We start from the raw sequence: 25439 nt of genomic DNA on the forward strand, positions 1-25439 counted from the left end.
GTGTCTTAGGGTCTGATGTCGCGGTCGTCCACCGTCCGCACCGGATCTCACCGGACCCGGCGGTGTGCCGTCGGTACGGCCGAAGGATCTGAACCAGTACCAAGGATCTGAATCAGTACCGGGGATCAGGCCGCGACGAGCTCCTGCTCGCGGGTCGGCGTTTTGACCTTGGGCTTCTTGTTCGGCAGCGAGAGCCGGAAGACCTTGTGCCACGCGGAGAACACCTGCTTGGGCAGTGGCCCGCTGACGTACTCCAGCTCGTACTTTTCGAACAGTGCGCGCACCTTCACCGCGACCTCGGCGTACCGGTTGCTCGGCAGGTCCGGGAACAGGTGGTGCTCGATCTGGTGCGACAGGTTGCCGGTCATGAAGTGCATGGCCTTGCTGCCGCTGATGTTCGCCGAGCCCATCATCTGGCGCAGGTACCACTGGCCGCGCGTCTCGCCCTTGATCGACCGGCGCTCGAAGACCTGTACGCCCTCGGGGAAGTGCCCGCACATGATCACCGAGTGGGACCAGATGTTGCGGACCAGGTTCGCGGTGAACGTGGCGGCGAGCGTGGGGAGGAAGGACGGGCCCGACAGCAGCGGGTGGATCACGTAGTCCTTGAGCACCTGCTTGCGGATCTTGCGGCCCACGGCCTTGGCCCGCGCGCGGAACTCCGGGTTCTTGCGGCGGCGCTTGTGCAGGTTCTTGCCGAGCTCCAGGTCGTACGCTGCGATGCCGTACTCGAAGAAGCAGGCGTTGATGAAGTTCCACAGCGGCTGGCCGAGGTGGAACGGGTGCCACTTCTGGTCCTCGTCGACGCGCATGATGCCGTAGCCGAGGTCGTTGTCCTTGCCGATCACGTTGGTGTACGTGTGGTGCAGCTCGTTGTGCGAGTGCTTCCACTGGTCGGCCGGCGAGACGTGATCCCACTCCCAGGTGGTGGAGTGGATCTTCGGGTCCCGCATCCAGTCCCACTGGCCGTGCAGGATGTTGTGGCCGATCTCCATGTTGTCCATGATCTTCGCCACGGACAGCCCGGCGGTGCCGATCAGCCACGCGGGCGGGAAGATCGAGAACAGCAGCACGCCCCTGCTGACCAGCTCGAGCTTGCGCTGCGCCGAGATGACCTTACGGATGTAGGCGGCGTCTTTCTCGCCGCGGCCGGCGATCACCTCGTCGCGGATCGCGTCCAGCTCGCGGCCGAGCTCCTCGATCTGCTCCGCGGTCAGGTGGGCGGTGGGGTCGATGGCGGTCAAGGTGCTCCTACCGTTCGATGTCGCAGGGGCCCGCGGCGGCGGACACGCAGGTCTGGATGAGGACGCCCGGCTCGGCCTCGGTGATCTCGCCGGTGCGCAGGTCGCGGACGGCGCCCGCCTTGAGCGGCGAGACGCAACCGAAGCAGATGCCCATGCGGCACCCGGAGGGCATGAGCACGCCGGCCTCCTCGCCGACGTCCAGCAGCGGTGTGGCGCCGTCCGCGTCGACGGTCTTGCCGGTGGCGCTGAACGTGACCTCGCCGCCGTCACCGGCGACGACGATGCTGGGGCGGAAGCGTTCGGTGTGCAGGCGCTCTGGGACGCCGTGTTCGCTCCAGTGCTTTTCGGCGGCGTCGAGCAGGCCCGCGGGCCCGCAGGCCCAGGTCTCGCGCTCGGCCCAGTCGGGCACGAGTTCGTCGAGACGGGCGATGTCGAGCATGCCGTCGGTGTCGGTGTGCACCTCGGTGAGCTGCAGCTTCTTGTCCGCGACCAGGTCGTGCAGTTCGTTGCGGAAGATCACGTCTTGCGGCTGTGGCGCGCAGTGGACCATGACGACGTCGTTGAACTCGGTGTCGCGCAGCATGCCCATCACGGGCGTGATGCCGCTGCCGGCCGTCAGGTAGAGCACCTTGGCGGGCTTGGGCTTGGGCAGCACGAAGTCACCGGTCGCCTGGTCGAGCTGGATCAGGGTGCCCGGTTTCGCCCTGCGGACCAGGTGGTTGCTGACCTTGCCGTCCGGGATCGCCTTCACGGTGATCGTCACGCGGCCGTCTGGGCGGTTTACCGGCGAGGTGAGCGAGTAGGCACGCCACAGGCGCACTCCGTCGACGTCGACGCCGATCCGCACGTACTGACCGGCCGTGTGGCCGCGCCAGCCCCGTCCCGGCCTGATCACGATGGTCGTGGCGTCATCCGTCTCGGGGTGCACGGCCTCGATGCGTCCACGCAGGTCAGCGCCCGCACGCAGCGGGCTGACCAGGTCGAGGTAGTCCGACGGCAGCACCGGTGTCGTGACCATCTCCAGCAGTTTCCACGCCCTGCTGCGGAGGGCTGTACTCGTCATGGCTCCAGCCTGCTGTGCCTCAAGGCGTAAAGTCCTGACCGTAGGACGTGAATCTGGTCGGCTGAATTGTTCGCAGGGAACAAAAACATGAGCCATGCAATCCGTAGGGTCAGCGAACTGGCCCTGGATGAGACGACGGTCACCGCACTTCGGGCCGAGCTGAAGACCACCGCCGACGAGGTCGTCCAGGCGATCATCGACGAGGTCCCTCCCTACGCCAACGCCCTGTCGGGCCACATGGGCGCCACCATCCGTCGAGCCGTCCGCACCGCCCTGGGGCACTACCTGGACCTCGCGAGCGGGAACGCCACAGGCGGCGACGCCGGTGACGCAGCCTACGAGCTGGGTCGCGGCGAGGTGCGCGACGGCCGTTCGATGGACGCCCTGCTCAGCGCCTACCGCGTCGGCGCCCGCGTGGCCTGGCGATGCCTGGCAGCGGGTGCCGTACCCGCAGGTCTGCCCGCCGCCGAGGTCGCCAAGTTCGCCGAGCTGACCTTCGCCTACATCGACGAGCTCTCCGCCGCGAGCGCCGCGGGCCACGCCGACGAACTGGCCGCCCGGGGCAGGGACCAGGAGCGCCACCTGGAACACCTGGCCCGCGACCTCCTCGCCGGCGCGAGCCCGGACGTGCTGCTGGCCTCTGCTCAACGGGCCGGATGGCAGCCTCCGGTTTCGCTGACCGCTGTCCTGCTGCCCGCCGCCCAGGCCCGGCCTGCCTACCGCGCGCTCGACCCGAGCACCCTCGTCCTCGACGATCTGCCGGACGCCACCGGTGTGCTGCTCGTCCCCGATGCCGACCGATCACGTCTCTTGCGGCAGCTGACCGAGCGCACCGCCGTGGTCGGCCCGGCCCGGCCATGGACTCGTGCGTCCGCCTCGTACGCACGAGCCGTCCGCGCGCGCTCCCTCTCCTCCGATATTCGCGACACCGAGGACCACCTGCCCGAGCTGGTACTGAGCGCCGACGTGGAGGCGTTCGCAGACCTGCGTGCCCGAGCCCTCGCACCGTTGCGGACCTTGCCTGTCGCGACCGCACGGCGGCTGGAGGAGACGTTGCGGGCGTGGCTGCTGCACCAGGGCAGGCGGGATGAGGTGGCGGCGGAGTTGTTCGTCCATCCCCAGACCGTCCGGTACCGGATGTCGCAGCTGCGGGAGCTGTTTCCGGATCTCGCATCACCGCACCGGGTCCTTGAACTGACGCTGGCGGTCGGTCTTCGGGCCCGCTGACGCGTTCTTCGGCCCCGTCAGCGATGGCGAGGCGGGCGCAGAGCAGCTGCCAGGGCTTGTAGTCCTCATAGCCATCGGTGTATTCGGCATAGGCTGCGGCGCTGTACAGCTGGTGGTGGACGTCGGCCGGGTGGCGTGTGCCATCCATGTCGTCGGTGTGGTCCATCGTGCACCAGGACGGGCAGGTGACGGTGTGCCGGGTGCCGTACCTGTCGTCGTACGTCCAAGTGCGGCCGGGCGTTGCCGTCGACTCGCTGGTCCGCCCGGACATCAGGTCAGCGATCTGTGTCCGTGCTGCCCGAAGCTTGGCCAGGTGCACGTTCATGTCGCTGATCAGTTCGTCTACCTCCCCGAGGCTGAGCGTCGGCCAGTCGCCGCCGGCCACGAAGTCCAGTCCGGGCGCTTCTTCGTTGACCTGGGACAGCTGGAAGGCCATGAGGCCGTCCCGGTGCCGACCGGCGTAGGGGCGGTGGGTGCCCATTGCGGTGAACGGGCCGTGGTGACAGCGCCCGTTCGGGTCCTCGTGGTCCTCCGGGGATCCCGTGCAGAAGGAGATGCCGTCGGGACAGGAGGCTGTGTCCGAGTTACTTGGCTGCTCGCTGCTGGTGGAGGCATCCATCTTGTCCGCGAGGGTCTCAAGCGCGTCGGCGAACTTGCGGAGCTCCGTCGCCTTCATACGAGCCTCGGCCGGGTCTGTGCCAGGGCTCCGTCGTTCTCGCGGTTGGCCCGACGTAGCCGGTATGGGCCTGATACCCCTACTCGGCCGTGATGGTGATTCGTGATGGACCGGCAGGTACACGCGCAGGCACGGCTCCCGGTGATCATGGAGTGTCGAGTTCGCTGATCACCACAACGGAAGACCGTGCCTGCTGCGTCATCAACGCCTGTGCCCGTCGGGCTGGGCCAACTCGCTGGTTCCGATCCGGCCCGCTCCGATGAACTGCCCAACCTGCTGGACCGGCTGCGCCGCCTGCCCGACCCGCGCCGCCTGAAGGGCCGGCGCAACCCGCTGCCGCACGTCCTGGCCCTGGCCGCCTGCGCCGTCCTGGCCGCAGCGAAGTCCCTCACCACCATCGCCGAGTGGGCCGCCGATGCCCCTGACCAGCTCCTCCTTCCCTGCGGGGCCACGCTGCGCGATCCTGACCGGCCCTGCCGGGCGCCCAGCGAGGCGACCGTGCGCCGGGTACTGCAGCGCATCGACGGCGACGCGCTCGACGCGGCGATCGGCGGCTGGCTCGCCGCTCGTGCGGACGCCTCCCGTGCCGCCGACGAGGACGAGCACCCGCCGCCCCGCCCGGTGCGGGTGGCCATCGCGGTGGACGGCAAATCCCTGGGCGGCGCGATCCGCACCGACGGCCGCTGCATCCATCTGCTGTCCGCGCTGCGCGGCGACGGCATCGTGCCCGCCCAGCGCGAGGTCGACGCCAAGAGCAATGAGATCACCGCGTTCCGGCCCCGGCTGGAGCCGCTGGACCTGAGTGCGTGTTTTTGAAGGCTGGTGTTGGGGTCTGAACGTCGCGACGATCAGGTGTGTGGTGTCGCGAGGGATAGTTCGGCGGTACTGCCGGGAGTGTGGTGATCCGTTGCCGTCGACGAGAGCGGCGACGGCGGTGTTCTGCTCGGGTAGGTGCAGGTCGCGGCACTGGCGGGTGCTTGAACAGACCCGGCTGAGGGTGGTGGCGATCCAGTCCGGGGAACAGGCTGAGTGCCCGGTCTGCGGGCGGTGCTGGACGGTGGGGGTCGAGCGTGCGCGGTCGGCGAAGTACTGCTCGCCGCGGTGCCGGGTGAGAGCCTGCCGGGAACGGCAGGCGTCACGGAACGGTGTTGCGGAAACGCCGTAGTCGAACGGAAGTTGGGCCCCGGGGGCCTCTTTCGTTGTTCACGGACCGAATTGGCGGGCGGTGTGCGCTTCGAGCGCCCGTGTCTCGCGCTCTGCCCCGCGATCTCGGGTCCGCGTCACCGTTTGAGGTGACCTGGACGGGTGTCATGTTGACGGTTGCCGTGGGGCGGCCGGCCAGGTCTGGGGCGGGATGGTGGGCGTCATGGCGGAGCGGGTCGGGAACGTCACGCGGGCGCGTTACGAGCAGATCGTCGCCGAGGCGCGGGAGCTGATCGCGCAGGTCGCGCGGGCGCAATTTTCCCTGGGTGACAAGGCGTTGGAGATTGAGCCGATGCGGCCGGTGGGCGGGTCGATGCCGAACGGTTCCGACGATCTGTACACGGTCGAGGAGTCGTTGCAGATTTTCGCTGACGATATCGGGGTCGCGCGGGCCACGGTGGAGGACTGGCGGTGGACCGCCAACCGCTGGCCGGCCGCGCGGCGCAGGGACGGCGTCTCCTTCACCGTCCACCGGGTGCTGGCGTCGGTCACGGACGAGGCCGAACGGTGGGCGGCGATCGAGGATCCGCCGTTCAACCAGCGCACTGGTCAGCGCCGCTGGACGCCGGACTCCGCGAAACGCCTGGTGGGGCAGCGGGTGGAGCGTCCGGTGACGGTGGAGGAAAAGGTCCAGGCGGTGACCGACCTGGTCCGCGACGATGAGGTCGCCGGGCAGGTCGCCACCGGTCTGCTGCGGCGCCCGGCGGTGTCCTCGCAGGTCAGCCCGGAAGACAAAGTGAGGGTCGTACAGGAGCTGGCCCGGGACGACGAGGTCGCCGGGCAGGTCACGGCCGATCTGCTGCAACGTCCGGCGGTCGCGCGGCGGGTGATGCGGGACACCACCACGCGGATGGCCGTGAACCGGGCCCAGTTCGACAACTCCGAGGAGACCCGCGAGCAGATCCGCGAGCGGACTCCGGCGGTGCGGCAGATCGAGCACACCATCGAGTACCTGGACCTGGTCGGGTCCTGCCACAGCTACGTCGCTGCCCTGGGGCGTCTGGTTCCGCGGCTGCGGGGCCAGGAGTTCACCGAGGACGAGCGCGAGACTGTGCGGCGGGGCATCGCGAAGGTGCGGGCGGCGGCCGACTGGCTCGAATCGACGGTCGACCACGGTGAGTTCACCCTTGACGAGCAGCTGGCTGCGCTCCTCAAGGGCGAGTAGCTGTGCCCCGTGCGGCACGGCCGCTCGCGGAGCACTACGGCGATCTGGTCTGGGCCTCGCTGATCGAGGCCCGTCCCGCCGGACTGCACACCCGGCAGCTGGTTGCCGCCACCCGGCTGAAGAAGTCGCAGGTTGCCCGGGGTATCGGGCACCTTCGCGATGTCGCGGCGGCGGAACACCTCACCCCGATCATCTACACCTACAAGGACGGCTACGTGTTCTCCGATGAGCCTGCGGACTGGATCGAGTACGAGAAGAAGCAGTTCCGGCAGATCCTCGGCCGTCTCACCCGGGTGATCACGGGCACGCTCGACCCGCACCTGGCCCGCTGCCCCGAGGACGAATGGGCCCAGCTCGCCGTCGCCCAGCTCACGGGGGTGCGTGCCACCCTCTCCCAGCTCTCCAAATAGCCCCGCCGAACCGGCCCGACCTGTCTGCCGAGCCCGCCATGCCGACCATCCAGCGCCGTCGCCGCTATCCCTCGGACACCACCACTGCCGAATGGGCCCTGCTCCAGCCGCTGCTGCCCATCCCGGCCTGCCAGACCAAGAAGGGCGGCCGGCCGGAAGCTCACCCGCGCCGCGAGATAGTCGACGCCATCCGCTACATCACCGACAACGGTACGAAGTGGCGCGCTCTGCCCGCCGACTACCCTCCGTGGGAGACGGTCTACGGGTTTTTCGCCCGCTGGAACCGCCGTGGCGTGGTCACCTTCATCCGTGACCAGCTCCGTCGCAGTCTGCGCACTGGCCTGGGACGATGCCCCTACCCGGTCACGCTGATCATTGATTCGCAGTCGGTCAAGGGTGCCTCCACGGTGAGCCGGGCGACCCGCGGATTCGATCCCGCGAAATTGATCAACGGGCGGAAGAGACACGTCGCGGTGGACACGAAGGGCTTCCCCGTGATGATCATGGTGACGCCCGCCGACATGCAGGACCGGGATGCCGCCCGCGAACTCCTCTGGCGCCTTCGTCTCACTCACCCGCAGATCACCCAGGTCTGGGCCGACTCCGCCTACGTCGGCCAACTCGTCACCTGGGCCGAGGATTTCCTCCACATCACTCTCAAGACCGTCTCCCGCCCCAAGGGCGCCAAAGGGTTCGTCGTCCTCCCGCGCCGCTGGCGTGTCGAACGCACCCTTGGGTGGATCATGAACGCCCGCGGCAACGCGAGAGACTACGAGCGTCTCCCGCAACATTCCGAGGCCCACCTGAACTGGTCCCTCATCACCCTCATGACCAGGCGGCTGACCCGGAAGAAGACCGCGTCCGGCTGGGCCAAGAAGCCGAAGGCGACCGGCTGAGCCGACGAAGCGTCGTGCTCGGCCAGGGCGCTGGAAGACTGCTGACATGTTCACCGAGGAACTCATCGCCGTGTCACAACAACCGTGCGTCGAACTGTTCGTCGCCCAGACGACAGGACCTTCGCACCGCACCGTGCTCGTGATCCACGGCGGTCCCGACTGGGACCACACCTACCTTCGAGAACCTCTGAGCAAGCTCGCCCGGACACACCGCCTCGTCATGCCCGATCTGCGCGGGTGCGGACGCTCCACCCGCGGTCTGCCCGACGACCAGTACACCCCGGACACAGCCGTCAACGACCTGATTCTCCTCATGGACAACATCGGGGTCGACCAAGCCGACATCCTCGGCTTCTCCTATGGCGGACTCCTAGCCCAGCGACTCGCCCTGGCAGCACCACACCGAGTACGTCGCCTTATCCTCGCCTCCACCACGGTCAAGGCCGTCCCCGCCGACGCCTTCGACGACTGGCCGGATGCGGTGGAACGCCGCACGGTGCAAGCCGGCGTCTGGTCAAACCCACACCTGACCGGACCGGAACTGACCCGCGCCGCAGCCGTCGCAGCCGCACCGGCGAACCTCTGGCGCCACGAGATACTCCCCGCCTACCTACGCCGCTTGGAATCCGTCCGCTTCTCAGCCGAGTGGCTGAGGCCCCTGCGCGCCGGCATCCTGCCCCAAGCAGTCCTCGAAGACGCCGTGCCCCGTCTCACAGCCCTTGCGATTCCCACGCTCTTCCTGCACGGCCGATACGACATGACCTTCCCGGCCCTCTTCGTCCAGCAGGCCGCCGACGCGATTCCCTCCGCCAGCGCCAAGATCCTGGAGACAGCCGGGCACATGGCCCATATCGACCAACCGGACACATGGCTCGCAGCTGTATCCGAATTCCTTGACTGAGCGCGGAACCGATCTCAACCCGCTCTCCGTGTCCGGAAGTTCAAAAACACTCACTGACCGGTGCGGTGGTGACCTTCGATGCACTGCTGACCCAGACCGACCACGCGAAGTTCCTGGTCGAGGAGAAGGGCGCGCACTACATCGCCGTACTCAAGGGCAAACCACCCAACCCTGCACGCGCTGGTGAAGGATCTTCCCTGGAAGGAGGTGCCGCTGATGGACCGCACCCGCACCCGCACCGCAGCCCACGGCCGCGACGAGATCCGTCGGCTGAAGGCCGTCACCGTGACGCGGCTGCCGTTCCCGCACGCCGGCCAGGCGCTGCAGATCGTCCGCCGGCGGCGCACGGTGCGCACTGGGAAGGTGTCACTCGAACGCGTCTACGCGGTCACCAGCCTGACAGCTCACCAGGCGACAGCCGCTGACCTGGCGGAACGCGTGCGCGGGCACTGGGCCATTGAGAATCGTGAGCACCATGTCAGGGATGTGACGTTCGGGGAGGATGCCTCGCGGGTGCGGACCGGCAGCGCACCGCGGGGCGATGGCCTCCCTGCGGAACCTGGCCATCGGCGCACTCCGCCTGACGGGGCGGGACAACATCGCCGAGGGCCTGCGCCATCACGGGCGGAACATGACCCGGCCGCTGGCGACCCTCGGACTCACGTGAACATTCCCGGCCGATCGCGAGACGCTCACAGACCAGGAGCGAGCTTGACTGGAGCATTTTGACCGATGCCGGTAATGCCCTCCGGCAGTGCTTCGACGAGTCGGCTTTCAAGGTCTGCCAGGAATCGGATGATGTCCTCCGAGGGGACGACAGCGGTGTCCATTCTCAGGGACAAGACGAACTCGTCCTCGTCCTGGTAAGCGTTCAGATAGAATTCCCAGTCGTCCTTTTCCAACCCTTCTCCCTCGGAGAACCGGGTCTGTGACATCAGTTCTTCCGCTTGTTCCTTGGTGATCGCTTCGAGGTCGTCGGTGCCTCGTGCCATGGACCCGAGATCCGGGAAGAACATGTTGACGGCACAGGAAAGGTCCGCCTCGGCACCATCGCTCTCGAAGACGTTCCGCAGCTTCGCCGAGATGTCGTCCGGGTTGCCCAGGCAAGACAGAGCGGCCTTCAGCACGGAGAAGTGGGTCTGCCGGATGAGCCCGTCAAGTGAGTCGGCACCCAGCTCGACACAGACGGGGAAGCTCTGCACCAAGGTGCCGGAGTAGTACTCGGTGTCCTCGTCGAACCTGTTGTGGGCGAGCATCAGGAATCCGCAACTGTTCTGCCCGGCGGCCTTCCCCAGCAGTTCCGCCGTGCACGCGATGATCACCGAGTCGACACTCGCCCGGCAGACTCTGGACACGGCGATCGCGGCCGCGGACAGCGCCTTGGAACGCATGATGTGTTCCCTCAGACGGGGACTCTCCGGTGTGCGACGCACGGGGGGCGTGGTGCGCTGCGGGAATCTCCCCACTTCCTGTTGCCAGGCAGCCACCGCGCGGGCGGACCGCTTGATCCCCTCTCGTCCTTCCTCATACCGCGCCCGGTCGGCGGGGTGGGTCACGGGAGGTAGCTCGGGCAGGGCGGTGGCTTCCGCACGGGCCCGGAGAATCGCCTGGAGGTCGCTCGTGACCAGACGCAGCCCTGAGGCGTCCGTCGCCATGTGGAACACACCCAGGACAACGCACTTCGGCGCCCGCGCCGAGGTGACCACTGCGGCCCGGACGGATATCTCGGGAATGGTGAACGGTGGGCCGCTGAGTTCCTGCTCCAGCAGTCGTACGGTCTCCGGGACACCTGCCTCGCCGGCCTCCCGCGCCTCCACCCTGAGCTCTCCGTCCGCCGGGACGACCTGGCGGGGCACTCCGTGCTCATCCAGGAAATACCGTGTGCGCAGCGTTTCATGGCGTCCCAGGACGGTTTCCAGAGCGGAGAGAACGACATCCAGGCCGCACCCGGCGGGGACGTCAATGCTGACTGGCCAGCCGAGGTAGCCGTAGTGCGGGGCGTGCCCGGTAAGCCCCTGCCAGATCCAGCGCTGCCCCCAGGTCAAGGGGTAAACGCCGGGGCGGTTCGTGGAGAATCTGACGCTGTGAAAAGTGGATGCGTTCATGGTCCGTCCTGGAACAGGGGTGTATGGGCCAGGGCTTCCTCGTCCTTCCACCAGGCTCTGCCAGCCGGTGGAAGCGCGTGGATCGGGTCGAAGTAGGGGAGTCCGGCCTGTCCCCAGGTGGAAATGCCGCGTTCGCGGTCGTAGGACACGGCCTGGTGCACCCACCGCTTCCCCAGCCGTGGGACATCGCAGACCAGACGCGGAGTGGAGAAGCCGGGCAGCCAGCCCATGATCGCGTCCTGAAGGGCCTGGGATTCGGCGAGGGTCATCCGCCAGTGCTCGGAGTGGGGCACGATGTCGCACATGTAGAAGTAGTAGGGCGTGATCCCCGGGCTGTCCGCGAGGGCGAAACACAGGTCGAGCAGGGCAGCGGGGGTGTCGTTCACGCCCCGCATCAGGACACCCTGATTGCGCACGTCTCGCAGCCCGGCTTCCAGCAGCGCGCGTGACGCCTCCGCGACCAGCGGAGTCACGGATTGGGCCGCGTTGACATGGGTGTGCAGAGCGAGGCCGCACCCCCTGCGTCTGGCGAGGGCCGCGAGCCGCTCCAGACCGCTGCGCACCTCCGGTGACAACCAGTGCTGCGGGAGCCCCGCCAAGCTCTTGGCCGCGAGCCTGATGTCGCGTATCTGCCCTGTCTCCAGCAGCGCGGTGACGAAGCCTTCCAGCTGGTGCCACGCCACGTTGGCGACGTCTCCTCCGGAGACGACGACGTCACGGATCTGCGGATTGGCCTGGATGTACTTCAGCATCGCTGCCAGGCGATCGGTGGCGTGTCCGTCGAACCGGGCTTTGACGACCTGCGGTACGGACGGCCCGACGAGGTCCATCCGCGTGCAGTGTCCGCAGTACTGCGGGCAGGTGGCTGTCAGCTCCGCCAGCACCTTGGTGGGGTAGCGGTGCGTAAGGCCCTCGGTGGCCCACATCTCCTGCTCGTGGAGCGGGTCACGCCGGGCCGTGGGATGGCTGGACCACACGCGTAGCCTGTCGGACGCCAGGGGCAGCATGTACCGGCGGACGGGGTCGGCGTAGAAGGCGTCGGTCAGACCCCCGGGGCGTCGGGGGACGGTCGACGGCACCATGGTGTTCAGCATCTGGGGAGTGAGCAGCACCGACATCGTTGCGTAGCGCTCCTGGTCGGCCAGGAGGTCCTCGTACACGCTGTCCGCCAGCCAGTCGCCCACGACGTCCCTCAGACGGCGGGCGCTTCGCACCGAGTGCGTGCGCTGCCAACGCGGGTCACGCCATTCGCGTGCGGAGACGTCGCGCCAGCCGGGGAAGCGCGTCCAGTCGGGCTCCACCGGCTTCCTGGGCTGGTAGCAGTAGGCGTCATCGGCCACGAGGTTAGTGCTCGCCATCGTCCTGCGCCTGCCGGGCCTTGGCCACGAGAGCGGCGATCCGCTGGGGGGTGCGCTGTTCGAAGATGTCGACGAAGGTCAGCTCGACGTCGAAGCCCCGGTAGATACGGGAGATGAGCCGGGTGGCGAGCAGCGAGTCACCTCCGCCGTCGAAGAAGTCCTCCGTCACATCGAGCGGTGCGTTGAGCAGCCGACCGGCGAGGGAGGCTATCTCCGAGGCGATGGCGTCGACCGGGGACACCGCGTCCTTGGTGTTGTCGAGCATGGCGTAATCCGCCTTTCCGTTCGGGAGCATCGGTAGGGCCTCGGCGAAGGAGATCCTGCCCGGGATCATGTGTGCCGGAAGGCGTTCTGCGAGCCATGCGCCCAGCTCGGTGCCGGTCACCCCGGCGCGGGTGGAGCGCACGACGGTGGCGATCAGGCGTTGGCCGCCGTCGGGCGACGGGACACCTCGGACGGCCGCCTGACGAAGGCCCGGGTGGCCGAGCAGAGTCCGTTCCACTTCCTCGGGTTCGACCCGGAAGCCCCGGATCTTCAGCTGGCGGTCCGCTCGCCCGACGTAGGTCAACTCTCCGCCCGGTCCGCTTTCGACGAGGTCCCCGGTCCGGTACAGCCGCCCGGCCCCGGGGCCGGCGAACGGGCCGAACCGCTCGGCGGTCTCGGCCGGACGTCCCTGATAGCGGAGGGCGAGCGACGGCCCTCCGACGTACAGCTCACTGATCGTCCCGTTTCCGGTCTCCGGCCGTGGGTCTTGCGGAGCTCCGGCCGCGGGAATCAGTACCTGACGGACGTGTGGCAGCGGAGCGCCTATGGGGACGCGGGCATCGAATGCCGGTGAACGCCCGCGGCCGCCACCGATGTCGGCCGCGTGGGTGACCAGTACGGTCTCCGTCTGGCCGTACGTGTTGAGTAGCCGGACGTGGTCCGGTACGTGCTCGCACCACTGGCGAACGGCAGCAGCCTGGACCTCCTCGCCACCGATGACGACCAGTCGGACCGAGGGAGGCAGAGAGCGCCCTGTGACGTCCAGGTAGTCGACGACCTCCGTCCAGAAGGAGGTCGGCAGATCGATCACCGTGACGGAGTGCGCCTCCAGCGCCGTGAACAGTCCCATGACCGATCCGTTCACGGCACGGGGATCGATCACCAGCGCTCCGCCGGTCAGCAGGACGGGGTAGATCTCCTCGCCACTGGTGTCCCAGCTCATCGACGCGAAGCTGAGCACCCGGTCCTGGGGGGAGATGTTGAACACGCCGGTCAGTGACCGGACGGAGGCCGCCAGCGCGCCGTGGGACACCACTACGCCCTTGGGTACTCCGGTGGAACCCGATGTGTGGAGGATGTAGGCGGCGTCCCCGGGGGCGAGTTCGGGGAAGCCGGGCGGTGTGTCGAGCGCGGTGTTCTCCCCGGCCGCCGTGTCCGTGTCGATGTGTGCCGGTCCCAGGTCGAGCGGCAGGGACCGCAGAGCTGAGCCGGTGCCCACCACGCTGCGGATTCCGCAGGTGTCGACCATGGCGCGGAGGCGGTCGGGCGGATGTCCACCGTCGAGCGGAACATACGCGGCGCCGACGCGAAGAATCGCGAACATGCCGACGAGTCCGCGGTACGAGCGTTCCACGGCCGCGCCCACGTGGTCGCCGGCACGCACTCCCCGTACCAGGAGCAGAGCGGCGACCCGGTCGATGTCCGCGACGAGTGAGGCGTAGTGGTGTGTCTTGTCGGCCTCGACGACGGCGGGTGCCTGCGGAGCGAGGGCCGCGGTGCTCAGGAGCAATGAGACGACGGATTCACCGCTGCGGTGCGCTCCGACGTGTGGGCCGGCCTCCGCTGTTGTCGCAGTGTGCTTCTCAGGCAAACGTTCCTCCAATAACCGAGGTGTGGGTTCACGAATTGCAGCGGTCCGCCCCGGGTGTCTGCCATTTGCCGGATTCGACGAAAACTTTCGAAAGTTCTGCCGTGCGCGCGAACCCTTTGAAATGTGGCCAGGTAACATTCGCATGGTTACAGAGGGGCGTCAAGGATGAATTCGCGGGACGGATTTGGCGGCCCAGAATGTCGGAGAGAAAAGTTTCGGCCACAGTCTCGTCCGGAGATGACGGGTGCCGGTGATCATTGTGGTATTTTGCTGCATGTTGTTGGGGTGCTTCGATGGGTGTCCCGCCTGGTGGACCGCCGGCCGACGGGTCGCGAAGTACCAGAATCGCGCCTATTTACCGCGATCAAAGCCGATAATCGGGGCATATCTTCTGACGCAAGACGGCCTGAAACAAGTGGTGCGATCGCCTGCAGGCCGGGAAGGATCTCGCTGCGAGTGGCCGGAACTGCGATGCTGCATTCAATCTGAATGGAATTTGCTCAAAAATTTCTCACGAGGACGGCTTCTCTATTCGATGAAAAGAAGTGAATTGGTCCGGCCGGTCATCATGTCGTCCGGCGATGACCACGGCCTTCCCGGTGAGTCATACACGAGTGCCTCGGTCTTCGGCTGGGAGCTGCAGAAGCTGTGGCGGGACGGATGGGTCTGCGTCGGCCGGGCGACTCTGCTGCCCGAAACCGGCAGCCAGCGGGCGATAGATGTCGGTGGGGTCGGCGTCCTCTTGGTGAATGATTCCTCGGGGCGGCCACGTGCCTTTCTCAATTTCTGCCGGCATCGCGGGCATGAGCTGGTCCGACCCGGGTGCGAGGTCCGGCGGTCCACCATCTGGTGCGCCTATCACGCGTGGGTCTATCGACTTGACGGCGCGCTGCGCAACGCCCCCCGTTTCGACATCGATGAAGCCGACGACCTCGGCCTCATCCCGGTGCGCTGCGCCGACTGGGGTGGCTGGCTGTTCGTCAATCTCTCTGGAACCGCGCCGGATCTCCAGGACACCGTCGGCAACCTCGACGAGATCCTGGCCCCCTACGAGACCGGCTCCCTGCGCACGACGGCGGTCAGACAGTACGACGTCGCCGCCAACTGGAAGCTGATCGTTGAGAACTACCTCGAGTGCTACCACTGCCCCAGCACACATCCTGAGCTGAGCCGGGTGCAACGGACCGAAGGCGGCGAGAACTTCGCCTCGACCGGGTTGTGGCTCGGCGGCTTCCTCGATCTTCGCAACTCGGCGGTGTCGATCTCGCTGGACGGGTCGGGGGCCGCCTGGGACTTCCCGTCCCTGGACGAGGACCGCATCCGTCAGGTCTGCTATCACGCGCTCCTGCCCGGTCTCTTCGTCACCGCTCACCACGACTACCTGGTAACCCACCGCCTGGAGCCGCTCGACGCTGGCCGGACCCGTGTCACCTGCGAATGGCTCTTCCCACCCGAACTGGTCTCCGCCGGCACCGACACCAGTTACGCCGTGGACTTTTGGGACCACACCAACGCCCAGGACTGGGCCGCGTGCGAGTCAGTTCAGCGCGGAGTATCCGTACCGGGCTACGTTCCGGGGCCCCTCGCGCCGGACGAGAGCGGGCTCCGCGCGTTCCTGCGGCTCCTCGCCGAGGCATACGGGAGCGACATGCCACTGAGGGTGCCCACCGACGTGGACGAGGGAGCACGGTCGTGACGGCTCCGACGCCGGTGCGCCAGACCGATCTTGTGGTGGTCGGGGCGGGGCTATCCGGTCTCACGGCGGCAGCCGAACTGCGGGCGCACGGCAGGAACCCGCTGGTCCTGGAAGCCGACGACCGGATCGGTGGCCGGACTCTGAGCCACGTCGTCGCGGGTCAGTTCCTCGACGCGGGCGGTGCCTACACGGGCGACCGCCACAGCGAGGTACGGGCACTGGCCGCCCGGCTCGGTGTCCGCCTGCAGGCCACCGAGGCCCCAGGGAGCGCCCTCTTCGACCTGAGAGGGCGAGTGTCCCGTGCGGACAGCAGGACTCCGCCGTACAACGCACTCGCAGTGGGCGACCTGCTCGAACTGCTGGACGATCTCGCCGTGGAGGTGGATCCCGAAGCACCGGGGGCTCATCCGGACGCGGCGGAGCTCGACCGGCAGACCGTCGCCGAGTGGGCCGACCGCCATCTCACTCACCCTGATGCCAGGTTGTTCGTCGATCTGCTCGTGGGTGAGATGCTGGCCAGCGACTCCGACGAACTGTCCATGCTCCACCTGCTCTTCTATCTCCGGTCGGGCGGAGGAGCGCACTACTTGACGGCCTTCACGGGCGGGGCACAGCAGGACCGCTTCGTCGGAGGCGCCCACCTGTTGTGCTCCCGTCTCGCGGCGTCCCTGGACGAGCCACCCCAGGTCCGCACTCCCGTCACCGAGATCCGAACGGACCTGCCCGGACGCCGTCTGATGGTGCTCGGGCCAAACATCGCCGTGGAGTGTGCACACGCTGTCGTCGCCATCCCTCCCGGTCCTGCGGCCCGGATCGCCGTCGGACCCGCAGAAGCCCTTCCGGGTGGGGGAAGCGGGGGCGGCCCGGCAGGGGCAAGACCGCGTGGCGGCGTGGTCAAACTCCATATCGTCTACGACCGTCCGTTCTGGACGGAAGCCGATCTGTCGGGCTGGGTGACCGCGGACCGAGGTCTGGTCAGATACCTGATCGATGACTCCGCGGGCCGTGACGGACTGGGCGTTCTCATCGCCTTCGTCACCGGATCCTGTGCGGCGACCTATGCGGCACAGCCGCTCGACAAGCGCCGGGCCGAGGTGCTCGGCTGTCTGAGCCGCTGGTTCGGAGCACCGGTCGCGCTCCCCCTGTCGTACATGGAGCAGGACTGGCGGTCCCAGCGGTTCGTCGAAGGCTGCTACGCCGCTGTGCCGGAACCCGGCTGGTGGGCGAAGAGCGGCGGAGCGGCGTTCGGCCGCCCGCCGGTCGACGACGACAGGATCGCATGGGCGGGAACCGAACGGAGTCCGGCGTTCTATGGACATCTAGAAGGAGCGGTGAGATCAGGGCGCGCCGCCGCCCGCTCGATTCTCGGCGATGACCAAGGACATGGATGAGCGACCGCGACCCTGACGAGCCCCTGCGTTTCGGGCTCCTGCTGCCCAACGCCGGTTACTACGCGGACGCACGGCGCGTGGTTGATCTGGCCCGTGCAGCCGAGGAATCCGGATGGGACGGTGTCTTCTTCTGGGATCACCTGATGCTCGACCGTCGGTTGCGACTACCGGTCGCCGACACCTGGACGGTCGTGACCGCCGTCCTCGCCGGCACTCGGCGGATACTGAGCGGCCCGGTCGTCACTCCGCTCGCAAGCCGTCAACCGTGGAAGGTGGCCCGGGAGACGGTGACCCTGGACCACCTCTCGGAAGGCAGGCTGGTTCTGGGCGTGGGCCTGGGAGCCGCGCAGGACACGGATTTCTCGGCCTTCGGCGACGACGTGTCCCTCGCCGAGCGCGCTGCCCGCGTCGACGAGGCGCTGACGGTGATCCAGCGGTTGTGGAGCGGACAAGAGGTCTCGCAGGCCGGAGAGCGGTTCCGCCTCGACCGGGTCACCTTTCTTCCGACTCCGCTGCGACCGCCCCGCGTGCCCGTCTGGACCGCGGCCACCTGGCCGGCTCGCGGACGTGGCGCTCTGGACCGAGCGGCCCGGTGGGACGGCATAGTACCCATGGCCCGGGACCGGGCGGGCGGCCTGCGGGGGCCCACTCCGGAGGAACTGACCGCGGTACTCACCGCTGTCGGTCCGACCGAGCCCGGTTGGACCGTCGCCGTCCCCGGCCGGATGGCGCCCGCGGACACCGCGGCGGCCCGTGACTATGCGCGCGACTACCACGCCCGGGGCGCAACCTGGTGGCTGGAGTCGTTCGACCCCTGGTCGCGCGACCCCCGGGAAGCTCACGGCTGGGCGGCCCAAGGGCCACCTGGCTGACTGGTGCGCACACCCCGATCCGTCCGTGCCCGCTCATTCCGATCACGTTCGGTGGGCGCCCGGCTCGGCTTCCAGTGCGGACGGGTGGGCGTCGAGCTCCGCTGGTGCCGATGCCGATGCCGATGCCGACCGCAGCCGCCGGTGTCCGAGCAGCGCGATACCGAGGGCTGCCACCGCGGCGGAGGCGGGCAGCAGGAACGCCGTCATGGCTCCGGACGAGTCGATCACCGCTCCCGCCACAGACGCGCCGACCGAGACGCCCAGAGTGAGACCGGTACCTGTCCAGGTCATACCCTCCGTCAGCTGGCCGCGCGGAACGAACCGTTCGACAAGTGACATGGCCGTCACCAGCGTGGGGGCCACGGCCATGCTGGACACGAATAGCGCCGCGGCCAGGAACCAGAGGTTCCCGGCCAGCGCCGGCAGCAACGTGGTCAGTGCGATGAAGCCGACACCCACCAGGAACCGCCGATGAGCGGGACCCTCGGGCCTGAACATCCCGAAGACGATTCCGGCCAGGCAGGAGCCCAACGCGTACGCCGCCAGGACCAGACTGGCCGCAGCTTTGTGGCCCTGCTCCTCGGCGAACGCGACGGTGGCGACGTCCACCGCTCCGAAGACCACACCGATTGCCGTGAACGTGCCGACCAGGACCCTCAGCCCGGTGGAGCGCAGAGCGGTGGGGCCGGCCTGGGCCTCTCGTGGGTGCGGCGGCGGCTCAGTGGCACGCTGGGCCACCAGCAGATACCCGCCCAGGGCGAGGAAGAGGGCCGCGAGCAGCGGCCCGGCCGCGGGGAACCAGACGGTGCACAACCCGATGGAGAGGATCGGTCCCACGATGAAGACCACCTCGTCGAAGACGGACTCCAGGGAGAAGGCCGTGTGCATGAGCGGGGAGTCCCGGTACAGCTCCGACCAACGGGCCCGCGTCATGTTGCCGAGGCTCGGCGTCACCCCTGCCGCCGCTACACAGACGAAAAGCGTCCAGTCGGGCGCGTCCACTTCCACGAGGACCAGAAATGCGATGACCGCGATCACCGTGACAGCGACGGCCGGGCCGAGGACGCGCCGCTGGCCGTGTCGGTCTACGAGCCGGGACGTGTAGGGCGACAGCAGCGCGCCGGAAAGCGCCAGAGCGGCGGCCAGTCCGCCGGCAATGTCATAGCGGCCGTTGACTTGCGACATCATGGTCACAATGCCGATACCGAGCATGGACAGCGGCATTCTGCCCACTACCCCGGCGATGAAGAATCCCTTGGAACCGGGCGCCTGGAAGATCGCACGATATGGGCTGGTCAAGAAGCTCCCCCGGGGATGCATGGATAGAAAGTGGACACAGACCAGGGACCGGGAAGGAGACTCCGGTGCTACCCATCAGCCCATGCCGTCCGCACGCATATGTGCTCGAGGGTCGGGATCCTTGGATCGATCAGCGGTGACGTTTTGCCTGCGTGCGGGGGCACCTTCCATGGAAAGCGAGTCGAGTACCAGCCGCTCGATATCGGCCACAACTGCATCCTCGCGGTCGAGGACACCTCGATCCAGGTGTACCTCGAAAAATTCCTCCAGAGCCGAGCATAATTCCGCTTTTCTCTTCGGCGTGTATCCGAGGACGGAGAGCCTGGTTCGGGGTTCTGGTGGATTTATCGAGGGGTCGGGGCGCAACTCGGCAATCACCCGGCGAACTTCGCCTTTAATGTGGGATTCAGTCGCTTTCATGGATCTCCGCGCCTTGGGGGAACAATCACGAATGAGGCACACAGCCGCAGAGGCAGGCTTATGTCGGCAAACTCTGCGCTTTTCGAAGCGCTTCGACGACTACTAGCCGAAGCTAGCACCGAGGAAGCCGCCGCAGCAAGGCAATGGCATCGGGAAAATTCTGCCACGGTGGCGAATGACAATATACGGGTCTTCAAAGTTGAGCGGTGCGGAGGTGTCCGTGGGCTCGGCGAGTGGTGACGCAGCGGGTGCGTAGGCGTTGGTTGGCGGGGTTGCGGAAGCCCGGCAACACCCCGCTCGGTATAGCGGGACTTGCAGCGGTCCACCGTCAGCGGTGCCATACCGGCGAGCTCGGCGATGTCCTTTCGCCGCCGCCCCTCGGCCGACCACAGCACGATCCGTGCGCGAAGCGCCACGACAGCCGGCACATCCCGTGAACCCCGCCAACTCCCGCAGCTCAGCCATCTGTTCAGAGGAGAGATCCATACCAGACTCAACGGTCACAGGCGCCCAAGGTTCCACAAACAGAATCACAAGACACTAGCGACATAAACAGGCAGCTGAAAGGCCGCCAATCATGAACCTGATTCGCGTTGACGAACCCATCAGCTCTATGGAAGCGCTTCGACCTTTGCGTGCTCGGCGCGCGCAAGACCGATCACCGTGCGCTCGATCTCGCGCAGCAGCGCTGATATCTCCTCGGTGTCGAGGTATTCGTCGTCCGCTTCGAGCGAGAGGTAGAGCCGGTCCTGGTCGTGCCCCAGGTGGATCATCGCCTGGACCCGAAGCGGGCCGGCGCCGACGGCGCGTGAATCGTGGTGTTCGAGGGGCGTCGGGCGCGCGTCCTCATCGTGGTGCAGGAACGCGTCGGCGAGTTCGGGGCGCGCGGTGCGCGGGCCGGGTTTGCCGGCGAGCGAGCGCATGTCGTTGAAGCTGATCCAGGAGTCGGCGCCTACCTGCTCGATCAGCGCCTGCATGACGTCCGGGTCGTACGGGGAACGGCGCGCGGCGGCGAGGATCGCCCGGTCCACGCCGCGGATCTCGGCCACGGCATCCGCGGCGTCGCCCGCCACCGCGATGTAGATCGGCTGGGAGCGGTGGCCCACATAGGCTTGGGTCGCGGATGTCCACCGGTTCCCGCACTCGATCTTGAACACCGCGCGCGGCGCGTCCAGCACCCGGTGCAGGGCCGTGGCCGCGGCGACCATCGTGATCGCGCCCGAGGTGAACAGGCCGAGCCTGTTCTCCAGGTAATCGTGCGCCGACTGGTAGGAGTCCGTGCTCAGATGCGCGCCCCGGACCATAGGGACCGCCGGCGCGTGGCGCGGGGTGCGCAGCGGATTGTCCGCCGCGGCCAGGATGGCCGGGCGCATCAGTTCCCGCGCCCGCTCGCTGCGGGCGCGTGCGTGCGTGCGGCTCTCCTCGGCCGCTGCGGCGATCGGATCGAACGCGACGGGCGCCGGCGTGTGCCCGGACACGATCCGCCGCAGGTCCTCAGTCAGCGCCAGGATGCCGGCCCCGTCCAGGCTCAGGTGCGACACGACGATCCCGAACACGTGCGCGCTCGCGCCGCACACGCCGAGGATGAACCGGACCGGCAAGTCCAATTCGAGGTCGAAGCGCCGGGACGCCGAGGCGTGCAGGTGCGCCGATAACGCCTGCTCGCACCGCTCCGGATCGTCCTCGGCGACGATGTCCACACCGATCCGCCCGCCCGCGTCGACGATCTGCTCCACGACACCGCCGGACGCGTCGAGCCGGAACCGGGTGCGCAACGCGACGTGCCGTTCGATCAGGGTGCGCATGAAGTCGAGCGCGTGCTGCACCGTCACCGGACCGTCCGCGCCGGCCGATAGAAGGAAACGGAACCGTAGGTTCCAGTCGTCCACCGGGCCGAACCGCTGAATCTCGGCCCTGATATGCCGCTGGCCCCAGGTCGCGGCGAACTTGCCGCCATGCTCCGCCTGGAAGACGAGCTCACGTCGCGTGACAGCAGACCTCTGGCTCACTCACGTACCTCTCGTTCCTCGATACACGGCACCCTCACCGAAGCTCGGCCAGCAGGCGCGGGTGCTCGGTGTCGCGCACATCCAGCAACTGCGGACAGAAGCAGCCCGCCCCGGCGGCCTCGGGTCGCTTCGGCGGTTGAAGGCGAAGTCGAACAGGGGCTCGTCCGCTCTGGCCGCCCGGCCCGCGCGGCGGGCCGGGTTGAACCAGTCGCTCGATCCACGCCTCGGGATCCCGCCTCGGCCCGCCACCGGTCGATCAGATCGTCGTAGGTGACGTCCTCGCCGAACTCCCGGCGGTGGTGCTCCAGGTGCGGGTGCCCAGATTCGGCGACGAACCCCTGGATCACGCGCCGCAACTCCTCCGGCGCCACCTGCTGATAAAACCAGTACCACTCGGCGAAGCCATAGAAGGAGTGCGCCGGGCGGGCGAAGGCGGGCATGGAGTACGGCCCCCAGGTGACCATGATCCCGAACTTGGCCTTGCGCCACCACGCCGGGGCGGTGTGCTCGGCGAGAGACTCGGCCGTGGGCAGGTAGCCGGGTACCCGGCCGCTCACGACTGCACCGGACCGTCGAGCTCGAAGAAGCCTCCGGACGGCCCGTCGTCCCAATTGGCCAGTCGCACGATGACGCGCGCGCCCTCGGCCGGCGACTGCCCCTGGAAGCCGCTCATGTGCGTGGCCGAGGTGCCCGGGGAGACCGCGTTCACCTTGATGTGCTGGCATCCCGGATCCGCACGCAGCAATCAGGTCCTTCTGCACCGTGATTATGTTGAGCGTGGTCTTGGACGCCGCGTACGCCCGGATCGGCAGCGCGGGCAGGCCGGATCCGGCGAACGCCGAGGCCCGAGCAAGCGAACCGCCGCCGCTGGAGACGTTCACGATGCGCGCTGCCCGACCGCCGCAGCAGCGGTAGCGCCGCCTTGGTGACCAACGCCGGGCCGAACGCGCGTTCACCTGGAAGATCCGCTCCAGCTGGCCGCGGGTGACCTCGGCCGCCGAGGCCGTATTGCTGATCCCGGCATTGTTCACCAGGACGTCCAGCGCCGCATGGCGCTCGGCGATCTTGTCGAATACCTCTTCGATACTCCGGTCGTCGCGCACATCCAGCGGAACCGCGCCGACATATTCGAATTCGGCGAGTTCATCGAGTGCCCGCTCGCCTTCCACCACATCGAATACCCCTAATTCGACTAATTCGACGGCGAAGCCGAGACGCAGCAACGCCCGTGCGGTCTCCAATCCGAGACCGCGCTCCGCGCCGGTCGCCAGGGCGGTTCGCAAGGCTTCCCCTTCCGGGAAGCGGGGCTGGACACCAAGGCTAATCATCGGATCACTCGAGAACTTTAGCCAACACGGCAATCGGCCTGTCAAGGGGAAATTCGACAGACCGGCACGGAGCCCTCCCAGGTTCTTGCCTTGACAGGGCGCTGTGAACGCTTCATGGTTGGCAACGGAGCTGTTCGATCTTCAACACCGCCGTCAACGACCGCATCGCCGCCCGCCATCCCTTCGCCGTCGTCCCGGTGCCACCCTGTGCTTGCCGATAATGCCGTCCCTCCAGGTCAGGCCGCTCGGCGATAATCGCGTACGACGCCACCGGCACGCTCGTGCATTTGGGCGCGGAAGGCGTCGAGATCCACGACTTCAGCGGGCAGCGACTTATCGGGCGCCGCGCCAGCCAGCGCCATGTGCAACCGGTGGATGTTGTGATGGCTCATACTCGCGCAGGACCCCGCCCAGGTGCGGCAGGTTCCAGATCAGCGTGCGCTCGAGCAGTTCGCGGCGGCACCCTCCGATCCACCGCTCCATGACCGCGTTCATCCGCGGCGCCCGTACGGCGCCGCGCACGGTCGATTTGTCGCGGGCCATCCGCAGCACGAGCCGGGTGATCGCGGGATGCCGGCGCGGGCGGCCGAGTGTTTTGGGCCGCGACTTCACCGCCCAACGCCTGTGCTGGTCGATAACGGGTGCGGATCCTGTGAGGGTGTCGGCTGATCAGCACGGCCCCGGCGCAGTTGTGTGATGTCCGGTTCCGTGCCGGTTGGTCAGATGCCGTGGACGGCGAAGGCGTCCTCGTGGCGCAGGAGTTCGCGGCGGGCGTGGGCGATGTTGGCGCGTCCGGCGAGGCGGATGGTGCTGATCGCCAGGTTGCGGAAGCTGGCCAGGGCTCGCGGTGCTGTGCCTGTCCTGACCTGGGAGCTGTCTTCTCGGAAGGTGACGTCTCGCACCCAGTGGATCTTGTTCTCCATGGTCCAGTGGAACCTTTCGTAATGGTTGAGGTGGGCGGGGCCGGCGAGGTCGGGCGGCAGGCTGGTGACGCCGAAGACGATCTCCTTGCTGGTCCATTCGCCGTCGAGGTTTCCGGTGTCACGGCGGAGGCGGAAGACCTGGGATGCGCCGGGGAACAGGGTGTGGTCGGCGGGTGTGGTGCGCAGGGTGCGGCGTTCGGTGCGGCCGTGCCCGCGGTCGTCGTCGATCGCGGTGGTCTCGGTGAAGTCGGTGCCCGTGGCGGTCAGCAGCATCTGGGCGGCGGCGTGCGCGAGGGGCTGGTTGCCCTTGAGGATCAGGAGGTAGTGGCGGTTGAGAGGGCCGGTGATCAGGCGGGCGGTCTTCTTCGTGGTGTGCAGCGCGTGCAAAGTGAACACCCGTCCGGGCAGGTTGAGTTGGATGAGCAGGGTCCGGGCGGCCTCGCCCTCGCCGTGCTTGTCGGGGACCTGGGTCTGGCCCAGGACCGCGCCGGTGGTGTGGTCGATCGCGCCGACCAAGAAGACCCGCCCGCTCTCCGTGCGGGTGCCGGCCGGCGCCTTGCCGTCCAGGGGTGCGGCGGACAGCAGCCCGTCCGGCACCGGGTGCTCGGACGAGCGCCTCGCGGCGCGGCGCTGTTCGCGCTCCACCGGCCCCGGGGTGGCGGGGATCTCGGGCGCAGGGATGGTGCCGCGCGCAAGGTCTGTGGTGTATTCGCAGGTCACGGCATCCAGGGCGTCGGCGTCCAGTTGGGCGAGCACGCGCCGGAAGGTGCGCTCGCTCGTACGAGGTAGCGGCCGGTCAGCGGGTCGTACCGGGCGCCGATACGGGTTAGCCTCGCCTGCGGGGCACGGGCGGGGCACGGGCCGCCCATTGCCAGATCGCGGCGATCGAGTCGCCGCCGATCACCAGCGTCGCGCACGCGGTCAGTGTCAGGATCACCACGAGGGCGTGGCGTCGGCCATGCTTCGCGCGCCGGTCAGGGACCTGGCGCAACCCGCTGACCAGCTCGGACTTTACTACTGCCGGGTCGGTGGCGAGCTCAGCCTCCCATAGGGCGGGGTCCGCGAGCTGGCCAACGGCTGGGGGGATTCGCGAAGATACGGGCACGAGCGCGACTCCTGTGACGATACTTTTGGCGTAGAGACCTGAAAGGTCATCAGAAGTCGTGCTTGTCTTGCAACCAGCCACTTCAAAACGGGCAGAACCACTCAAGGGAGAACTACGCCGGGGCCGTGTACCTGCGCAAGCGCGGTATCCGCTGCACGGTCCCGGAGAAGCGTGAACAGATCGCCAACCGCAGGAAACGCGGTTCCCGTGGTGGTCGGCCGCCGAAGTTCGACGCCGCAGATCACAAGGAGCGCCACGCAGTCGAGTGCGGGATCAATCGCCTCAAGCGTCCG

The 25439-nt window shown here is 67.9% G+C and carries 23 protein-coding genes; 10 read left to right on the forward strand and 13 right to left on the reverse strand.

Annotation, left to right across the window (positions count from 1 at the left end; all coding sequences use genetic code 11):
• Positions 1-125: 125 nt before the first annotated feature.
• Both AB5J49_RS46565 and AB5J49_RS46570 read right to left on the reverse strand, forming a co-directional pair.
• Positions 126-1244 (reverse strand): fatty acid desaturase, encoded by a 1119-nt coding sequence (locus tag AB5J49_RS46565; protein WP_369174912.1) that lies wholly within the window; start codon positions 1242-1244, stop codon positions 126-128.
• 7 nt (positions 1245-1251) lie between these two features.
• Entirely contained in the window at positions 1252-2307 is a 1056-nt protein-coding gene (locus tag AB5J49_RS46570) for a ferredoxin reductase (protein WP_369174913.1), read from the reverse strand.
• A gap of 87 nt (positions 2308-2394) precedes the next feature.
• On the opposite strand from AB5J49_RS46570, the gene AB5J49_RS46575 reads away from it, so the two are divergent.
• The 7 genes from AB5J49_RS46575 (at position 2395) to AB5J49_RS46605 (ending at position 9452) form a co-directional block, all read left to right on the forward strand.
• Complete coding sequence (locus AB5J49_RS46575; RefSeq protein ID WP_369174914.1) at positions 2395-3534, forward strand: PucR family transcriptional regulator; 1140 nt, start codon at positions 2395-2397, stop codon at positions 3532-3534.
• Positions 3535-4420: 886 nt separating this feature from the next.
• Positions 4421-5026, forward strand: coding sequence for a transposase family protein (locus AB5J49_RS46580; protein WP_369174915.1), 606 nt, complete (start codon positions 4421-4423; stop codon positions 5024-5026).
• A 550-nt stretch (positions 5027-5576) separates the two neighbouring features.
• Positions 5577-6578 carry a DUF6192 family protein gene (locus AB5J49_RS46585; RefSeq protein ID WP_369174916.1) on the forward strand — a complete coding sequence of 334 codons (1002 nt, stop codon included), beginning with the start codon at positions 5577-5579 and terminating at the stop codon, positions 6576-6578.
• A gap of 2 nt (positions 6579-6580) precedes the next feature.
• Positions 6581-6988 (forward strand): hypothetical protein, encoded by a 408-nt coding sequence (locus AB5J49_RS46590; RefSeq protein ID WP_369174917.1) that lies wholly within the window; start codon positions 6581-6583, stop codon positions 6986-6988.
• A 38-nt stretch (positions 6989-7026) separates the two neighbouring features.
• Positions 7027-7884, forward strand: coding sequence for an IS5 family transposase (locus AB5J49_RS46595; protein ID WP_369174918.1), 858 nt, complete (start codon positions 7027-7029; stop codon positions 7882-7884).
• A 46-nt stretch (positions 7885-7930) separates the two neighbouring features.
• Positions 7931-8785: an alpha/beta fold hydrolase gene (locus tag AB5J49_RS46600; RefSeq protein ID WP_369174919.1), complete on the forward strand. Its 855-nt coding sequence runs from the start codon at positions 7931-7933 to the stop codon at positions 8783-8785.
• A gap of 541 nt (positions 8786-9326) precedes the next feature.
• Positions 9327-9452: a hypothetical protein gene (locus tag AB5J49_RS46605; protein WP_369174920.1), complete on the forward strand. Its 126-nt coding sequence runs from the start codon at positions 9327-9329 to the stop codon at positions 9450-9452.
• A gap of 25 nt (positions 9453-9477) precedes the next feature.
• Here the strand turns inward: AB5J49_RS46605 and AB5J49_RS46610 are convergent, their stop codons facing one another.
• Genes AB5J49_RS46610 through AB5J49_RS46620 form a run of 3 tightly spaced genes read right to left on the reverse strand, consistent with a single transcriptional unit; the run spans position 9478 to position 14022 of the window.
• Positions 9478-10890 carry a condensation domain-containing protein gene (locus AB5J49_RS46610; RefSeq protein WP_369174921.1) on the reverse strand — a complete coding sequence of 471 codons (1413 nt, stop codon included), beginning with the start codon at positions 10888-10890 and terminating at the stop codon, positions 9478-9480.
• A complete protein-coding gene (locus tag AB5J49_RS46615) occupies positions 10887-12248 on the reverse strand; it encodes a KamA family radical SAM protein (protein WP_369174922.1) in 1362 nt (453 codons plus the stop codon). Before AB5J49_RS46615 ends, AB5J49_RS46610 begins: the two co-directional genes overlap by 4 nt.
• Positions 12235-14022, reverse strand: coding sequence for a non-ribosomal peptide synthetase (locus AB5J49_RS46620; RefSeq protein WP_369174923.1), 1788 nt, complete (start codon positions 14020-14022; stop codon positions 12235-12237). Before AB5J49_RS46620 ends, AB5J49_RS46615 begins: the two co-directional genes overlap by 14 nt.
• 325 nt (positions 14023-14347) lie before the next feature.
• Between AB5J49_RS46620 and AB5J49_RS46625 the strand changes: the two genes are divergently transcribed.
• The 3 genes from AB5J49_RS46625 to AB5J49_RS46635 are packed head-to-tail and all read left to right on the forward strand — an operon-like array spanning position 14348 to position 18062.
• Positions 14348-15799, forward strand: coding sequence for an SRPBCC family protein (locus tag AB5J49_RS46625; protein ID WP_369174924.1), 1452 nt, complete (start codon positions 14348-14350; stop codon positions 15797-15799).
• Positions 15796-17190: a flavin monoamine oxidase family protein gene (locus AB5J49_RS46630; RefSeq protein ID WP_369174925.1), complete on the forward strand. Its 1395-nt coding sequence runs from the start codon at positions 15796-15798 to the stop codon at positions 17188-17190. Before AB5J49_RS46625 ends, AB5J49_RS46630 begins: the two co-directional genes overlap by 4 nt.
• Complete coding sequence (locus tag AB5J49_RS46635) at positions 17187-18062, forward strand: LLM class flavin-dependent oxidoreductase (RefSeq protein WP_369174926.1); 876 nt, start codon at positions 17187-17189, stop codon at positions 18060-18062. Before AB5J49_RS46630 ends, AB5J49_RS46635 begins: the two co-directional genes overlap by 4 nt.
• A 42-nt stretch (positions 18063-18104) precedes the next feature.
• On the opposite strand, the gene AB5J49_RS46640 is transcribed toward AB5J49_RS46635, so the two are convergent.
• From AB5J49_RS46640 to AB5J49_RS46675, 8 genes are all read right to left on the reverse strand, one after another.
• Positions 18105-19361 (reverse strand): MFS transporter, encoded by a 1257-nt coding sequence (locus AB5J49_RS46640; protein ID WP_369174927.1) that lies wholly within the window; start codon positions 19359-19361, stop codon positions 18105-18107.
• A gap of 75 nt (positions 19362-19436) precedes the next feature.
• Positions 19437-19781, reverse strand: a complete 345-nt coding sequence (locus AB5J49_RS46645; protein WP_369174928.1) for a hypothetical protein — start codon at positions 19779-19781, stop codon at positions 19437-19439.
• The gene (locus tag AB5J49_RS46650) at positions 19778-20209 is read right to left on the reverse strand and encodes a helix-turn-helix domain-containing protein (protein ID WP_369174929.1); all 432 of its coding nucleotides are present in this window, start codon (positions 20207-20209) and stop codon (positions 19778-19780) included. The genes AB5J49_RS46645 and AB5J49_RS46650 overlap by 4 nt, the downstream gene beginning before the upstream one ends.
• 183 nt (positions 20210-20392) lie before the next feature.
• A complete protein-coding gene (locus tag AB5J49_RS46655; RefSeq protein ID WP_369174930.1) occupies positions 20393-21790 on the reverse strand; it encodes a hypothetical protein in 1398 nt (465 codons plus the stop codon).
• Positions 21787-23073, reverse strand: a complete 1287-nt coding sequence (locus AB5J49_RS46660) for an SDR family NAD(P)-dependent oxidoreductase (protein WP_369174931.1) — start codon at positions 23071-23073, stop codon at positions 21787-21789. Before AB5J49_RS46660 ends, AB5J49_RS46655 begins: the two co-directional genes overlap by 4 nt.
• A 378-nt stretch (positions 23074-23451) precedes the next feature.
• The gene (locus AB5J49_RS46665; protein ID WP_369174932.1) at positions 23452-23730 is read right to left on the reverse strand and encodes a hypothetical protein; all 279 of its coding nucleotides are present in this window, start codon (positions 23728-23730) and stop codon (positions 23452-23454) included.
• Between the two features lie 107 nt (positions 23731-23837).
• Positions 23838-24797 (reverse strand): ISAs1 family transposase, encoded by a 960-nt coding sequence (locus tag AB5J49_RS46670; RefSeq protein WP_369174933.1) that lies wholly within the window; start codon positions 24795-24797, stop codon positions 23838-23840.
• Positions 24798-24867: 70 nt separating this feature from the next.
• Complete coding sequence (locus tag AB5J49_RS46675) at positions 24868-25227, reverse strand: transposase family protein (protein WP_369175485.1); 360 nt, start codon at positions 25225-25227, stop codon at positions 24868-24870.
• Between the last annotated feature and the right edge of the window lie 212 nt (positions 25228-25439).

This window comes from Streptomyces sp. R28 (assembly GCF_041052385.1).
Classification (GTDB): Bacteria; Actinomycetota; Actinomycetes; order Streptomycetales; family Streptomycetaceae; genus Streptomyces.